The sequence below is a fragment of the Teichococcus aerophilus genome (genome assembly GCF_014490485.1).
GTDB lineage: Bacteria > Pseudomonadota > Alphaproteobacteria > Acetobacterales > Acetobacteraceae > Pseudoroseomonas > Pseudoroseomonas aerophila.
The window spans coordinates 58,596-72,743 of the sequence record NZ_JACTVA010000012.1 but is presented as its reverse complement, the minus strand read 5'-3'; the positions used below and the strand labels follow the sequence as shown (position 1 = coordinate 72,743).

Annotated in this window: 15 protein-coding genes; 11 read left to right on the top strand and 4 right to left on the bottom strand. The window is 69.3% G+C overall.

Annotated elements, in window-relative coordinates:
* From IBL26_RS09280 to IBL26_RS09265, 4 genes are all read left to right on the top strand, one after another.
* A complete protein-coding gene (locus tag IBL26_RS09280; RefSeq protein ID WP_187784196.1) occupies positions 1–852 on the top strand; it encodes a LysR family transcriptional regulator in 852 nt (283 codons plus the stop codon).
* A 226-nt stretch (positions 853–1,078) separates the two neighbouring features.
* On the top strand, positions 1,079–1,516 hold the full coding sequence (locus tag IBL26_RS09275; RefSeq protein WP_206684181.1) for a DUF5991 domain-containing protein: 438 nt from the start codon (positions 1,079–1,081) through the stop codon (positions 1,514–1,516).
* A 169-nt stretch (positions 1,517–1,685) separates the two neighbouring features.
* A complete protein-coding gene (locus IBL26_RS09270) occupies positions 1,686–2,912 on the top strand; it encodes an MFS transporter (RefSeq protein WP_187784194.1) in 1,227 nt (408 codons plus the stop codon).
* A gap of 3 nt (positions 2,913–2,915) precedes the next feature.
* Positions 2,916–3,539, top strand: coding sequence for a trimeric intracellular cation channel family protein (locus tag IBL26_RS09265; protein ID WP_187784193.1), 624 nt, complete (start codon positions 2,916–2,918; stop codon positions 3,537–3,539).
* A 389-nt stretch (positions 3,540–3,928) separates the two neighbouring features.
* Here IBL26_RS09265 and IBL26_RS09260 read toward each other — a convergent pair whose 3' ends face one another.
* From IBL26_RS09260 to IBL26_RS09250, 3 genes are all read right to left on the bottom strand, one after another.
* Positions 3,929–4,351, bottom strand: a complete 423-nt coding sequence (locus tag IBL26_RS09260; protein ID WP_187784192.1) for a hypothetical protein — start codon at positions 4,349–4,351, stop codon at positions 3,929–3,931.
* A gap of 459 nt (positions 4,352–4,810) precedes the next feature.
* Positions 4,811–6,364, bottom strand: a complete 1,554-nt coding sequence (locus IBL26_RS09255; protein ID WP_187784191.1) for a M81 family metallopeptidase — start codon at positions 6,362–6,364, stop codon at positions 4,811–4,813.
* A complete protein-coding gene (locus IBL26_RS09250; protein ID WP_187784190.1) occupies positions 6,361–7,485 on the bottom strand; it encodes a threonine synthase in 1,125 nt (374 codons plus the stop codon). The genes IBL26_RS09255 and IBL26_RS09250 overlap by 4 nt, the downstream gene beginning before the upstream one ends.
* Positions 7,486–7,539: 54 nt before the next feature.
* Here IBL26_RS09250 and IBL26_RS09245 point away from each other — a divergent pair, with 54 nt between their 5' ends.
* The 4 genes from IBL26_RS09245 (at position 7,540) to IBL26_RS09235 (ending at position 9,757) form a co-directional block, all read left to right on the top strand.
* Positions 7,540–8,646, top strand: a complete 1,107-nt coding sequence (locus tag IBL26_RS09245; RefSeq protein WP_187784189.1) for a M20/M25/M40 family metallo-hydrolase — start codon at positions 7,540–7,542, stop codon at positions 8,644–8,646.
* Positions 8,647–8,880: 234 nt separating this feature from the next.
* On the top strand, positions 8,881–9,087 hold the full coding sequence (locus tag IBL26_RS09240; protein ID WP_187784188.1) for a cold-shock protein: 207 nt from the start codon (positions 8,881–8,883) through the stop codon (positions 9,085–9,087).
* A gap of 226 nt (positions 9,088–9,313) precedes the next feature.
* A complete protein-coding gene (locus IBL26_RS25890) occupies positions 9,314–9,439 on the top strand; it encodes a hypothetical protein (protein ID WP_277817301.1) in 126 nt (41 codons plus the stop codon).
* A gap of 84 nt (positions 9,440–9,523) precedes the next feature.
* Entirely contained in the window at positions 9,524–9,757 is a 234-nt protein-coding gene (locus IBL26_RS09235) for a hypothetical protein (RefSeq protein WP_187784187.1), read from the top strand.
* 174 nt (positions 9,758–9,931) lie between these two features.
* Here the strand turns inward: IBL26_RS09235 and IBL26_RS09230 are convergent, their stop codons facing one another.
* The gene (locus IBL26_RS09230) at positions 9,932–11,080 is read right to left on the bottom strand and encodes a M20 family metallopeptidase (RefSeq protein WP_187784186.1); all 1,149 of its coding nucleotides are present in this window, start codon (positions 11,078–11,080) and stop codon (positions 9,932–9,934) included.
* 127 nt (positions 11,081–11,207) lie between these two features.
* Here IBL26_RS09230 and IBL26_RS09225 point away from each other — a divergent pair, with 127 nt between their 5' ends.
* From IBL26_RS09225 to IBL26_RS09215, 3 genes are all read left to right on the top strand, one after another.
* A complete protein-coding gene (locus IBL26_RS09225; RefSeq protein WP_187784185.1) occupies positions 11,208–11,828 on the top strand; it encodes an LOG family protein in 621 nt (206 codons plus the stop codon).
* Positions 11,825–12,751, top strand: a complete 927-nt coding sequence (locus tag IBL26_RS09220) for a bifunctional riboflavin kinase/FAD synthetase (RefSeq protein ID WP_187784184.1) — start codon at positions 11,825–11,827, stop codon at positions 12,749–12,751. Before IBL26_RS09225 ends, IBL26_RS09220 begins: the two co-directional genes overlap by 4 nt.
* Before the next feature lie 384 nt (positions 12,752–13,135).
* The gene (locus tag IBL26_RS09215) at positions 13,136–14,035 is read left to right on the top strand and encodes an alpha/beta fold hydrolase (RefSeq protein ID WP_187784183.1); all 900 of its coding nucleotides are present in this window, start codon (positions 13,136–13,138) and stop codon (positions 14,033–14,035) included.
* Positions 14,036–14,148: the final 113 nt, after the last annotated feature.

The window sequence follows — 14,148 nt, the reverse complement described above, 5'->3', positions numbered from 1 at the left end:
ATGCGCGCCCCGGACCTGGACCTGGACCTGCTGCGCTGCTTCGTGCAGGTGGCGGAGCGGGGTGGGTTCACGCCGGGGGCCGCCGCACTCGGGCTGACGCAATCGGCCGTCAGCCTGAAGGTGAAGCGGCTGGAGGAGCTGGTCGGCAAGCGGGTGTTCGAGCGTACCAGCCGCAGCGTCGCCCTGACGCGGGATGGGGAGACGCTGCTGGCCTATGCCCGCCGCATGCTGGCGCTGAATGACGAGGCCGTCCGCCGCCTGGTGGCGCCGCCCATCGCCGGCCGGCTGCGGCTGGGCGTGGCGGACCACTTCGTGCCGCGCAACCTGGCGCCGATCCTGGCCCGCTTCGCCCGGGACTTCCCCGAGGTCCGCCTGGAAGTGGAGGTCGGCCGCAGCCACGAGCTGCGCGCGGCGCAGGAGCGGGGCGAGCTGGACCTCGTGCTCGGCAAGCGGCGCGATGGGGAGACCACCGGCACCCCGCTCTGGACCGAGCCGATGATCTGGGTCGCCTCCCCGGGCTGGAGCCCGCCGGAGGGCCGCCCGCTACCGGTGGCGATGCTGCCGCAGGGCTGCATGTTCCGCGACCGCGCCCTGGCCGCGCTGGCGCGCGCGGGGCTGGGGTTCGAGGTGGTCTATACCTCCGCCAGCCTGCTGGGGGTGGCGGCGGCAGCGCAGGCGGGGCTGGCCGTCACCGTGCTCGGCCGTTCCGGCCTGCCGCAGGGGTTGCGGGAGCATCCCGGCCTGCCGGCCCTGGGCGTGGCGGAGATGGCGGTGTTCGGCGATGCCGCGGGGCGCACGCAGCTGGTAGCGCCGCTGGTGCTGCTGATCCGCGAGAGTCTGGCCGAGGCCTGAAGATCAGGCCGGGTACGCTGGCAGCACCTGTCTGGCCGGCCGCCTGGCTGGAGCTTGCCAACCGCGCGCTGGCACAAAAGATCCCAGTCCTCCCCTGCCGACTCTCCGGATGACCGCGTCGGTCCCGGTTCGCGCCGCAAAGCGTGAATCCCGCTCATGGCCAAAACCTCCGATCATGCGGGCCCGCCCACGCCTACGAGCATCGAAGGAGACGCATATGCCCCGGATGGCATCCAGGATCGGGATGACGGCAATGGCGGCGATGGCCGGGCTCGTGCTGGCGCTGCCCGCGATGGCGGAACCCGTGCCGCCCGGCCACTACCGCTACGAGTGGGATGGCGGCCGCACCGCCGGTGGCACCGGCATCGTCGTCACCTACGACCTGACCCTCGGCCCGCGCGCCTGCCAGCTGACCGCGCAGGGCTTCCAAACCAACGAGGAGATCCGCTGCGAAGCCGTCAACACCAACGGCGCCACCACCGTCCGCTTCGTCAGCTACAGCGACGGCAAGGTGGTGAACCGCTATGGCGTGGCCATCTACAAGCCGGGGCAGGAATTGCTGCGGCTGCGGGCCGGCACCGGCGGCGTGCTGTTGACGGAGTTGCTGGCGCTGAAGCCGGATGAAGGCACCTTCCCACCGGCGGTCCGCTTCAAGCCGCTCTGAGGTCCCTTGCGGGCGCGCGCTGGACAGCACCCAGCCGTGGCCTTGGCCCTGGCGCTCCGGGGCCGGGCGCTACACGGCGCAACGCTTCATCCGGCCGTCCCGCGCGTTTGACAGGCCGGGGGGCCGGGCGCAGCCTGGATAGCAAAGCACGTTCGCCGAGGATACGCCCATGCCACCCCAGGGCACCGCCACCACGCCCGCCGAGCCGGATCGCGATTGGCCCATCATCGGGTTGATCGGCACCGGGCACTTCCTCTCGCATTTCTACATGCTGTGCCTGGCGCCGCTCTTCCCGATCTGGAAGGAGGAGTTCGGGGTGTCCTACACCACCCTCGGCTTCTCCATCGCCCTGATGAGCACCATCACCGCCGTGCTGCAGACCCCGGTGGGCTTCTTGGTGGACAAGCACGGCGCCCGGCGCTTCCTGGTTGGCGGCACGCTGCTGATGGCGCTTTCCATCTCCGCCATGGCCTTCGCGCCTAGTTTTTGGGCCATCCTGGCGCTGGCGGCGCTTTCCGGCATCGGCAACAGCGTCATCCATCCGGCGGACTACGCCATCCTGGCCGGCAGCATCAACAAGACCCGCATGGGGCGGGCCTTCTCCATGCACACCCTCACCGGCAATCTCGGCTTCGCCGCCGCGCCGCCCATCATCGCCGCGCTGGCGCTGGCCATGGGCTGGCGGCAGGCATTGCTGCTGGTCGGGCTGCTGGGCGTGCCGGTGGTGCTGACCATCCTCTGGCAGAGCCGCATCCTGCACGACCAGGTCAAGCCGCGCGCCGAGGCCGCACCCGGCACCGGCGCCAGCCTGTTGCTGAGCCGCCCGATGCTGCTGTTCTTCGTGTTCTTCTGGCTGTCCTCCATGGCCAGCTCCGGCTTTCAGGCCTTCGCCATCCCGGTGATGGAGACGCTGTGGGGCCTGCCTGTCGCCATGGGCTCCTACCTGCTGACCGGCTTCTTCACCGGCAATATCCTGGGTGTGCTGGCCGGCGGCTGGTTCGCCGACCGCTCCAAGAAGCATGGCGTCTTCGTCGTCGGGCTGACGCTGGTGGCGGTGGTGTTCATCCTGGCGCTGGGGGCCATCCCGATGCCCGGCATCATGGCCATCGTCGTCGCGGCGCTGGCCGGGCTGGCGCTGGGCGCCAGCCGCACCCCGCGCGACGTGATGGTGAAGGACGCGGCGCCGCCGGGGCAGATCGGCAAGGTGTTCGGCTTCATCTCCTCCGGCCTGCCGCTGGGCGGCGCGATGACGCCGGCCGTCGGCCTGCTGCTGGATGCCGGGCTGGCGCACTGGGTGCTGCCGATGGTGGCGGGGCTGCTACTGCTCTCCCTGCTCTGCATGGGCACCGCGCGGGGGGAAGCCCGCCGTGCCGCCGCCGCCCTGCCTGCGGAGTAGGCCTTGCTCTCCCTTTCCGCGCTGCTGGGCGCGCTGGGCTGGGCCGGCACGGCGGTGTTCGCCATGGCCGGCGCGCTCACCGCCTCCCGCAAGCAGTTGGACCCGATTGGCTTCGTGCTGATCGCCTGCGTCACCGCCTTCGGTGGCGGCACCATCCGCGACCTGGTGCTGGACCGCACGGTGTTCTGGCTGGATGAACCGGCGCTGGTGCTGATGGCCTCCGCCGTGGCGCTGGTGGTGTTCTTCACCGCGCATTGGGTGGAGCGCCGCTTCGTGCTGCTGCTGTGGGCGGATGCGGTGGGCATGGCGCTGTTCGCCGTGGTGGGGGCCGAGGCCGCCTACAGCCACACCGGCAATGCCTGGATTGCCATCCTGATGGGCACGATCACCGCCACCTTCGGCGGCCTGCTGCGGGACATGATCTGCGCCGAGCTGCCGCTGCTGCTGCGGAAGGAGATCTACGCGACCGCCGCCGCGGCGGGCGCCGCGCTGTTCGTGGTGATGACGGCGCTGGGCCTGCCCAACACCGTGGCGGTCTGCGCCGGCATGTGCCTGGCCTTCGCCATCCGCGCGGCCGCACTGGTCCGGGGCTGGTCGCTGCCCGCCTACACCGCCCGTACGAACTAGCGCCGACCGTCACACAAGCTGGGGCGGGGAGGAAGGTCAGAGGAAAGAAACCCCCTGAAACCCTCTTTTTTTCTGTCGGCTGGCGTCGGGCTTCAGGACCGGCAGGTGCGGGCCATGAGCAAGGTCATGGGTTACCTGGGCTGAACTATCGGCCTCCGACGCTCATGGAGCTTCGACGTAACCTCGCTCTGAGCGTAGAAGGGCTGACGCCGCCACGGCGGGCACCGAAAGACTCATAGAAAAATGGGGCTCGGGGGATTCTTTCGCCGGCCCTCCTGCCCAAAGGCTGCATGTCGATCCGTCCCAGGCCGTGCGCTGGACACGGTTGCCGTGGCACCGATGGGCAGCGGAAGGCGTTGCCGCAGCATCCGCGACCCGGCTGTCGGGCGTCAGGCACCCAGTTCGCGCAGCTTGGATTCGGCGACGGCGATCTGCCCTCTCAGCCGCTGCACCTTGTCCCATTCCCCATCATGCTCGGCGGCGGCGATGTCTCTGTAGGACCGCTCGATGGACCTGCGGAGTTCCGTGACCTCGGCATCGTGCGCGTCCTGCATGAAGCGGGCCATGAGGTCGTCGTCAGCGAGCAGGATGGCGTGGAGGCGCTCGACCTTCTGGCGATGGACGCCGAACATCCACAGCGAGACCGGGAAGGCCACCAGAAGAACCAGGAACAGGCTGAGCGAGTTCTCGTCGGTCTTGCCGTTCGCCCATTGCATCGCCATCCCGATCAGAGCGAGTGGCGTCAAGATGGCCACGATCAGGGACCAGTTCCTGATGCTGCTGGCCGATTGCATGTCCTTGTAAGTCGCCATCGGAATCTCCTTCGCAGGCCAGGATTCCATGCGACGGCTTAAGAAAATCTTGCCGCAGCGCAGGATCGAAGGATTTTCGTTCCGGCAGGCGGGGCGGAGTGCGCCCCGGTTAAGGCCAGTCGACATTCGGCTCAGGCGGAAGGGAAGCTCAGGGAAGGAATTCCCCCGCGCAAACGTAGACGTTGACGCCATCTTTTTCTGTCAGTTGGCGTGGGGCTTCAGGGCAGGCAGGTGCGGCCGTGGGAAAGGTCATGGGCCACCGGGCCCAACCATCAACCTCGGGCGTAACCCCACCCTTGGCCCGGAAAGGCCGACGCCGCATCGGCCACACCCGTAAGACTCGCAGAAGAAAGATGGGGTCCGGGGAATTCCTTCCCCGGCCTTCCTGTCCAACCTCGAATGCCGATCCTTCCTGAAGAAGGATGCATTCACCTCCGTTCACGCACCATGCTCTACGCCCTAGCCGCCCCAGCGCGTCTCCGGGTCCAACGGCAGCACCGGGCGCGGCAGCTTCTTCCATTCGAAGCGGTCCAGCACCGGAGAGGTCAGCCCAGGCACGTCGACCTCGATAATGCGCGGCGCGGAGAAGAACTCGTCGAAGCCGCCGCGGAAATGGCCACGGGACTTCACCACCAGCGCGCGGGCGCTGGCGATATCGATGCCCAGATGCTCCAGGAACACCGGGTCCGCGCATTGCGTGCGGCGGCTGACCACCACCACGGTGATGCCGCCCAGCGTCAGCGCCGCCGTCGGGCCCAGCTCGATGGCCGTGTTGGCGAAGATGCCGCGCCGCCCGGCCACCTTGCCGCCGGAGAGCGCCCGCACCGTGGCTGGCGCGCTGAACGGCTTGCTGAAGCCCTGCGCACCGCCCCGGTTGAAGCGGGCGGTGAAGCTGGCCCCCTGCCCCAGCGCATGTGCCTCCGCCGCCAGCTCCGGGTCGTGGATGATGCCGAACAGCGCATCCTGCACCCCGGCCTTATGGAAGGCCTCCAGGATGTACATGGTGTTGCCGCGCCCACCGCCGCCGGGATTGTCGGCGACATCGGCGAAGCACAGCGGCACCTCGCTGGTCACGGCGCGTTCCACCGCCTCGCGTAGCGAGGTCAGCTTCGCCACGAAGCGGGCGCGGCGTTCCCAGCTGGCGCGGGCCAGTTCGTCGGCCAGTGCCTCGCACGCCGCCTGGTCCGGGCCGGTGACGATGATGGCGAAGCCGTTGAACGGCGTGTCGCCATAGGCGAAGCCCGCCATGACGGAGACATTGGCCACCTTGGGCGCGCCCAGCACATTGGCCCGCGCCTGGCCGAGATTGATGATCTCGGCATACGGTCCCTCGGAGGTCAGCAGGCTGACGCTGGGGGCGACGATCGGCAGGCGGCGGAAGGCGCGATGGAAGCGCTCGCCCGCCAGCAGGCGGCGCAGCAGCGCGGCGGATTCCATGCCGCGTTCCCGCATGTCCAGATGCGGGTTGGTGCGGTAGCCGACGAAGGCATCGCAATCCCGCACCATGACGTCCGAGACATTGGCGTGCAGGTCGTAGCTGCACACCAGCGGCACGTGGGGGCCAAGGACCTCCCTCACCAGCGTCTGCAACGCGCCCTCGGGGTCATCCAGTTCGGTAGTCAGGCCGGCGCCGTGCAGCACGCAGTAGGCGCCGTCCACCTGCCCGCGCAGCGCCTCCAGCCCGGCGCGCCAGGTCGCCATCATGGCGGCGAAGGCGGCGTGTTCCACCGGGCCGTTCGGCTCGGCCATCGCCAGCAGGATCGGGCGCGGCTGCCAGGGGCCGGCCTTGTCCATCGCCTGGACGAAGCCGGGCATCTCCGCCAGCGCGCGGGGCGCCCGGCTGCGGGCATCGGCCAGGATCGCCTCGCCCTCCAGCCGCACGCGGAAATCCTCGGCGGTCGCGGCAGGGGCGAAGCGGTTGCACTCGATCGAGAAGCCCAGCAAGGCGATGCGTGGCCCGCCGGAGGGCGTGGCGGCCTGCGGCGGGGGCGCCGCCTCCGGCGCGGCCGTCACAGCTTCATGCCGATCAGCTGCGCGTGGCGCTGGGTGGCCTTCAGGCCGGTGCCGGTCAGTACCACTACCGTCGTCTCACCGGCCCGGATGGTGCCGGCGGCCAGCAGGTGGGCGAAGGCCGCCGCGGCCTGGGCGCAGGTGGGCTCCACATACAGGCCCTGCCGCGCCAGGCCGCGCGTTGCCTCGGCGATCTCGGCCTCTTCCAGCAGCACGGCGCCGCCACGGCTCTCATGCAGCACGCGCAGCACTTCCGGCGTGCGGATCGGCTGGGCGATGGCGGTGCCCTCGGCGATGGTGGGCTGCACGGCCTCCTGCGGCGCGTTCAGGAAGGCGCGGGCGATGGGGCCGCAATGCGCCGGCTGCGCCGCGAAGATGCGCGGCAGGCGGCTGATCTGCCCGGCGCGCAGCAATTCCCCGAAGCCGATACCGCAGCCGAGCACGTTGGAGCCGGCGCCGCACGGGACGATGACGTTGTCCGGCGCCTGGAAGCCCAGATCCTCCCACAGCTCGTAGGCCAGGGTCTTGGTGCCGTGCAGGAAGAACGGGTGCCAGTTGTGGCTGGCGTAGAAGATGTCCTTCGCCTGGGCCAGGGCCGCGTCGGCGCAATCCTGCCGGCTGCCGGGCACCAGGTCGATCTGCGCGCCGGCGGCACGGGACTGCACCGTCTTTGCCGGGCTGGTGGAATCGGGCACCAGGATCTTCGCCCGCATCCCGCCGGCGGCGGCGTAGGTGGAGATGGCGGCGCCGCCATTGCCGGAGGAATCCTCCAGCACATGATTCACCCCCTGCGCCCGCAGCAGCGAGAGCATGACGGAGGCACCACGGTCCTTGAAGGAACCGCTGGGCATGAACCATTCGCATTTGAAGCGGACCGGCGCGCCGCCCCACTGGCTGGCCAGCAGCGGCGTGCAGCCCTCGCCCAGCGTTATCGGCAGTTCGGGCGCGAAGGGCAGCGCGGCACGGTAGCGCCAGATGGAGCGCTCGCTGGCCACGATCTGCTCCCGGCCGATGCCGGGCAGGTCGGTCAGCAGCAGCGGCTGCCCGTCCGGGCCACACCAGCGCGGGGTTTCGAGGGGCCAGGTCTGGCCGGTGCGGGGGTCAAGATAGGCGGGATGCGTCATCGGGGCGTAACCCTGGCTTGCCGTGGGACGGCCCGCAAGGTGTAGTCGCATGTCATGAACACCATCGATCCCGTGGCCCGCCTGGCCGCCGACCTCGTCCGCATCGACAGCCGCAGCTTCGTCAGCAACAACCCCCTGGCGGACCGCGTCGTCGCCGAGCTGGCGGGGTTCGAGGTGGAGCGGCTGGACTTCACCGACCCGCGCGGCGTGGCCAAATGCGTGCTGGTGGCGCATCGCGGCCCGCCCGGCGGCGTAGCGCTCTCCGGCCACATGGACACCGTACCGGACACCGGCTGGGCGGATGACCCGTTCAGCGGCCGCATCGACCAGGACGGCGTGCTGCACGGCCTGGGCGCGGCGGACATGAAGGGCCCGCTGGCCGCCTGCATCGTCGCCGCCCGCACCCTGCCGGCGGATGCCCCGGCGACGCTGCTGATCACGACGGACGAGGAGACCACCAAGCAGGGTGCGCGGCTGATCGCGGACCGTTCCGCCCTTGCCCGCCGCGCAGCGCCGCGCGGCATCATCGTGGCGGAGCCCACCGGCATGGTCCCGGTCCGCGGCCACCGCAGCAACATCGACTTCCTGGCGGTGTCGGAAGGGGTGCAGGCGCATTCCTCGCTGGGCATCGGCCGCAACGCCAACTGGGCGCTGATCCCCTTCCTGGTGGAGATGCGGCAGATCCAGCAGCGGCTGCGCGACGATGCCAGCCTGCACGACGCCGCCTACGCGCCGCCCTTCTCCGACTTCAACCTGGTGCTGGACAATCATGGCGCGGCGGTGAACGTAACCGTGCCCGTGGCGACCGCGCGCATAAAATTCCGCTACAGCCGCAGCATCGACCCCAGCCCGATCGTGGCCGAGGTGCAGGCGGCGGCCGAGCGTGCCGGCATCGGGCTGACCGTCATCCGCCAGGGCCTGCCGCCGGAGACGGCGGCGGACCACCCTTTCATCCGCCTGGTGGAGAGGGCGACCGGCCATGCCGCCGAGACCAGGCCCTTCGGCACCGATGCCAGCGAACTGCAGGACATCGCCCCCTGCGCCATCCTGGGCCCCGAAGTGATGGACACGGCCCACAGCCCGCGGGAGCGTGCGCGGGTCGACCTGCTGGCCGCTGCGGTGCCAGTGTTCCAGAAGATGATGAATCCGGTCGACTTTTGAAAGATTCGGAAAAACTTGCGGACTGGCAGATGAGCCTGAGGTCGATTTCGCGGCCGGATAATAAAAGCTTGTATTACCGGTCCCGCAGGCCCATCTTGCTTCTCGTCAGTCTCGTTTGGTTTTCGGCCTTTCCTTCTTTCTCGTTCGAGTGAGCTTGGTGCCCGTTTCCGCGCGAAGTTGATCCTCCCCGCCGTGTGGCGGGCTGGAATCCTTAGTCATGAACGGAAATTCACCATGGCGATCGGCACCGTTAAGTGGTTCAACGCAACCAAGGGCTACGGCTTCATTCAGCCGGAAGATGGCTCCAAGGACGTGTTCCTGCACATCTCTGACGTCCAGCGCGCTGGCATGCAGGAGCCCCGCGAGGGCGACCGCCTGTCCTACGAGCTGCAGCGTGGCCAGCAGGGCAAGTTGTCCGCCGGCGACCTGAAGAACGCCTGATTGCTCGCGGGGGGCTCGCCCCCCGCGAACACGGCGAACGGGCAGGCACCCGGTGCCTGCCCGGGTCCTTGGCCCCCGGAACCTTCCGGGACGAGCCAGGACCTGAGACTGGCCTTCGCACCAGTCCGGACCTGCGATCCCGCCGGTCCATTATGATTTCAATTCGACTTCTTACTATGCGGGATGGCATCGGCAAGATGCTGCCCAAGAGGAAAACGTGTACTCAGTGTCTCATCAACTTAACGCCCCTTCCCCCTTTGCCGACAAGGCCGCGACCAATGCGCGCCCGGCCGAGACCACCGGCCTGACGCCGGCGGAGATCCGCCGGATCGTCCTCGACGTCTTGGGGTAAGCTGTTGGTCGTCTGGCGCGCGGGCCGCCAGACCTGGAGGTCCTCTCAAGGATCTCCGCCACTCTCGATCCGCCAGGACCGAACATGCCGCTGCACAGCTTCGCTATCGGACAGAGCCTGCTTTTCGTGCCTGGCAAGTTTGAGCCCAAAGGCTCCCACGGGACCTACACGATCCTGCGCCTGCTGCCGAACGACGCCGCTGACCGGGAATACCGCGTCCGCAATGATCGTGACGGGCATGAGCGCGTCGTGAAGGAAAGCCAGCTACGGGAACGGCCCGAAATGGACGACGCCGCGCCGCTGGCGGCCCAGGCGTGACCGCCACCGGCTGACACCAGCCGGAGGCGCCGGTCATTCGATCTGGCGCATTCACAGGGCATGTCCGCCGCAGCCGCTGCGGTGGGGTGCCCCGGTGCCAGCCGGTTTTCCGGCTGGGCGCCTGTCGTAAGGCCGGGGTGGCAATGCCCCGGCCTTTTGCGTGTCCGGTACTGCCTACTCCAGCGTCTCCAGCAGCTCGCACAGCACCGCCGTGCGCGCGGAGAGTTCTTCCCACAGGATGTGCTCGAACTCCGCATGGGCGCCGGCGCCGGAGCAACCCAGCCCATCCAGTGTCGGGATGCCCAGCGCCGCGGTGAAGTTGCCGTCGGAGCCACCGCCGCGATGCTGCTTCGGCAAATCGTAGCCCTGCCCCGCCGCGGCCGCCTTGGCCTTGGCGTAGAGCGCCAGGGCACCAGGCCCTTCCTCCATCGGCGGGCGGTTCATGCCGCCGGTGATGGTGATGGTGGTGCCGTCCGGCTGCTTTCCCGCCATCGCCATCACGGTGGCGACGATCCGCTCCCCATCCGCGACCGTCGCGACGCGGAAATCCACCTCGCAGCCGGCCTCGTTCGGAATGACGTTGGGGCGCGTGCCGCCCCAGATCGGTGCGACATTGGTGGTGGTGCCGCCCGGCAGGTCCACCAGCGCATGCAGTTGCGTGATCAGCCGCGCCAGGGACACCACAGCGCTGGCGCCTTCCTCCCAGTTGCCGCCGGCATGGGCAGCCTGGCCGGTGATCTTCACCACGAAGCGGCCGACGCCCTTGCGCGCCGTGACGCAGGCCTTGCCCGGGTTGCCGGCGGGCTCGGGGATCAGCACGGCGCAGGCGCGCTTCGCCTCGGCCTCGATCAGCGCCCGGCTGGTGGGGCTGCCCACTTCCTCGTCCGAGGTCAGCAGCAGCGTGATCGGCCGGCGCGTCTTGATGCCCTGGCGGAGAATTTCGCGCATCGAATAGAAGGCGGCGAAGCTGCCGGCCTTCATGTCGTAGATGCCGGGGCCATAGGCCTTGTCGCCCTCGACGCGGAAGGCATTCACCTTCTCCAGCGTGCCATGGTCCCACACCGTATCCATGTGGCCGGAGACCAGCACCGGCGCCCCGTTGCTGAGGGCCGAGGACGGCGGCGTGCGTGCCACCAACTGGCCGCCGAAGCCGTCCCGGCCGGGAATGCGCTCGACCACCGCGCCCACGGCGCGCAGCTCGGCCTCGGCCTTGTCCATCAGGCTGTCGATGGCGGCGGGGTCGGTGGTCGGGGTCTCATGCTCCACCCAGGCGCGCAGCTCCTCGAGCAATTGCTGGCTGGAACCGATCCGGGTGGCAGGCATGGGCAACTCTCCATCTTCAACGGGCTTGAGGTTGTGCCGCTGGTGCCCGGCCTTGTCCATCCAGGCCACCGGGTCTAATCCCAGCGGATAATCGCCTCCGCCTGCCCTGTCTTCGAACGGAGAGACCGTGACCGATTTCGCCCCCGACCAGTCCACCCAGCCGGGCCTCAAGCGCATCTGCGTGTTCTGCGGCGCCAACCCGGGCGTGAACCCCGCCTATGCCGATGCCGCCCGTGCGATGGGCGAGGCGATCGCGGCACGCGGGCTGGGCCTGGTCTATGGCGGCGGCAAGGTCGGGCTGATGGGCATCGTCGCCGACGCCGCCATGAAGGCGGGCGCCGAGGTGACGGGCATCATCCCCGAGGTGCTGATGCGGCGGGAAGTCGGCCACGGCGCCATCACGCACCTGCACGTCGTCGGCACCATGCATGAGCGCAAGAAGATGATGGCCGACCTGTCGGACGGCTTCGTCGTGCTGCCCGGCGGCGTCGGCACGCTGGAAGAGGCGGTCGAGGCCTTCACCTGGACGCAGCTGGGCATCCACAACAAGGGCCTGGTGTTCCTGGATACCGACGGCTACTGGCAGGGCATGGCCCAGCTGTTCGACCACATGGTGGCCAATGGCTTCGTGAAGCCGGAGCAGCGCCCGATCGCCAGCTTCACCGCGGACCCGATGGAAGCCCTGGACGCGCTGGCCGCTTTCAGTGCCCCCAAGGCCGACAAGTGGGTGGCGCCCTCCCAGCGATGACCCTGCTGCTGCGCGACTGGAGGGCGGTGCCGGAGGAAGCGCGCGGCGCGACCCTGGCGCTGGGCAATTTCGATGGCATGCATCTGGGCCACCGCGCCGTGCTGGCCGCCGCCCATGCCGGCAGGCCCGAACTGAAGCTCGGCGCCCTGACCTTCGAGCCGCATCCGCGCGAGCATTTCCGCCCCGAGGACCCGCCTTTCCGCCTGACCCTGCTGCCGGCGAAGCTGGAGCAGCTCTCCGCCCTCGGCTGCGCCTTCGTCCTCGCCCTGCCGTTCGATGCCACCCTGGCCGCCATGCCGGCCGACCAGTTCGTGCGCGATGTGCTGCACGGCGCGCTGGGCGCCAGGCACCTGGCCTGCGGCATGGATTTCGCCTTTGGCTACCGCCGGGGCGGCGACGTCGCCTTCCTCTCCCACCACGCCGAGCAACTGGGCATAGGCATCACCGTGGTGCCGCCAGTCTCCGATGCCGAGGGCCCGCTCTCCTCCTCCCGCATCCGGCGGGTGCTGCAGGATGGCTACCCGGAACGGGCGGCGCGCAAGCTGGGCCGGGTCTGGGAGATCTGCGGCCCGGTCAGCCATGGCGACAAGCGCGGCCGCACCATCGGCTTCCCCACCGCCAACGTGCCGCTCGGCCGCCACCTGGAACCCGCACGCGGCGTCTATGCGGTGCGGGTGCGGCTGGCGGATGGGCGCGTGGTGGACGGCGTGGCCAATATCGGCGCCCGCCCCACCGTGGGCGGGACGGAAAGCCGGGTCGAAGCGCATCTGTTCGATTTCGCCGAGGATCTGTATGGGCAGGAGGTCAGCGTCGGCCTCGTGGCCTTCCTGCGCGCGGAGAAGAAGTTCTCCGGGCTGCCGGAACTGACAGCCCAGATCGCGGCCGATGCGGCGTCGGCCCGGGAGATCCTGCGCGCGGGGTGATGGGGTGAAGGTGCATGAATTCCCCTGAAACCCCTTCTTTCTTTTCTGCGCGTTTGGGTTTTGTCTTTGCGACAGGGCGTGGCGCGCAATGGTTAAAATACTGATTTTTATTTAAAATCAAACTCATTGACTGGCGGAAGCGCAAAGCATCAGGCGTATCCACCGTCCCCTGCCCACTCCGGCGTATCATACCGTCCAAGCACCGCCGCCAGTCCTGAGCGATGAATAGAACTCGAAGAAAAAAGATGGGGGCCTGGGGGAATTCCTTCCCCCAGCCTTCTCTCCTACCCACGAGCCATCACGCGCTCTGGTGCTGACGCCCACCCCCGGAATGGCCCATTATTCCCCCACGGCGCCGGAGAGCGCCGGGGAGGATGAACCATCATGCTCAAGCAGATCGAAGCCGGTGCCCTGCGGGTGGCCTACCGTGAGCAAGGTGAACCGGATGGCTGGCCGGTGCTGTTGCTGCACGGCTTTCCCTACGACGTGCATGCTTATGACGAGGTAGCCCCCTTGCTGGCCGCCAGGGGCGCGCGGGTGATCACGCCCTGGCTGCGCGGCTATGGGCCGACGCGCTTTCTCTCGCTGGATACGCCGCGGTCCGGCCAGCAGGCGGCGCTGGCGGCGGACCTGCTGGCGCTGATGGATGCGCTAGCCATCCCCGATGCGGTACTGGCCGGGTATGACTGGGGCGGGCGGGCCGCCTGCATCCTGGCGGCGCTGTGGCCGCAACGGGTACGCGGGCTGGTCACCGGCGGCGGCTATAATATCCAGGACATCGCCGGTGCCAGCCGCCCGGCCAGCCCGGCGGCCGAGTTCCGCACCTGGTACCAGTACTACCTGCATGGGGAGCGCGGGGCGGCCGGGCTGGCACAGCACCGGCAGGAATTCTGCCGGCTGCTCTGGGGGTTGTGGTCGCCGGAGTGGCGCTTCGACGACGCGATCTTCGCCCGCACCGCCGCGGCCTTCGACAACCCGGATTTCGCCGCGGTGGTGGTGCATTCCTACCGCCACCGCTTCGGCCTGGTGGAGGGCGACCCGGCGGTGGAGCAGATCGAGCGCCAGTTGGCCGTGCAGCCGCCGATCGGCGTACCGACCATCAGCCTGGATGGCGGCAGCGACGGCGTGTCCGGCCCCGCCGGCAGCGAGCGCCATGCCCGCCATTTCACCGGAGGGTTTGAGCAGCGGACGCTGCCGCATATCGGCCACAACCTGCCGCAGGAAGCGCCGGCCGCCTTCGCCGACGCGGTGCTGGCGCTGGCGGAGGGCAGAAGCTCTCCCTGAAGGAGGGCCGGAGAGGCTGACCTGCGGGCGGCACCGTCGGCCGGGCCGCGAATGCGGCTCGCCGGGCGTGCGGCGCATCGGGGCCACCAAGGTGCCGCCCTGGCAATGGAGGG

Coding starts and splice junctions, on each gene's coding strand:
- IBL26_RS09280 (WP_187784196.1), top strand. CDS start 1: ATGCGCGCCCCGGACCTGGACCTGGACCTGCTGCGCTGCTTCGTGCAG.
- IBL26_RS09275 (WP_206684181.1), top strand. CDS start 1,079: ATGGCATCCAGGATCGGGATGACGGCAATGGCGGCGATGGCCGGGCTC.
- IBL26_RS09270 (WP_187784194.1), top strand. CDS start 1,686: ATGCCACCCCAGGGCACCGCCACCACGCCCGCCGAGCCGGATCGCGAT.
- IBL26_RS09260 (WP_187784192.1), bottom strand. CDS start 4,351: ATGGCGACTTACAAGGACATGCAATCGGCCAGCAGCATCAGGAACTGG.
- IBL26_RS09250 (WP_187784190.1), bottom strand. CDS start 7,485: ATGACGCATCCCGCCTATCTTGACCCCCGCACCGGCCAGACCTGGCCC.
- IBL26_RS09245 (WP_187784189.1), top strand. CDS start 7,540: ATGAACACCATCGATCCCGTGGCCCGCCTGGCCGCCGACCTCGTCCGC.
- IBL26_RS09240 (WP_187784188.1), top strand. CDS start 8,881: ATGGCGATCGGCACCGTTAAGTGGTTCAACGCAACCAAGGGCTACGGC.
- IBL26_RS09235 (WP_187784187.1), top strand. CDS start 9,524: ATGCCGCTGCACAGCTTCGCTATCGGACAGAGCCTGCTTTTCGTGCCT.
- IBL26_RS09230 (WP_187784186.1), bottom strand. CDS start 11,080: ATGCCTGCCACCCGGATCGGTTCCAGCCAGCAATTGCTCGAGGAGCTG.
- IBL26_RS09220 (WP_187784184.1), top strand. CDS start 11,825: ATGACCCTGCTGCTGCGCGACTGGAGGGCGGTGCCGGAGGAAGCGCGC.
- IBL26_RS09215 (WP_187784183.1), top strand. CDS start 13,136: ATGCTCAAGCAGATCGAAGCCGGTGCCCTGCGGGTGGCCTACCGTGAG.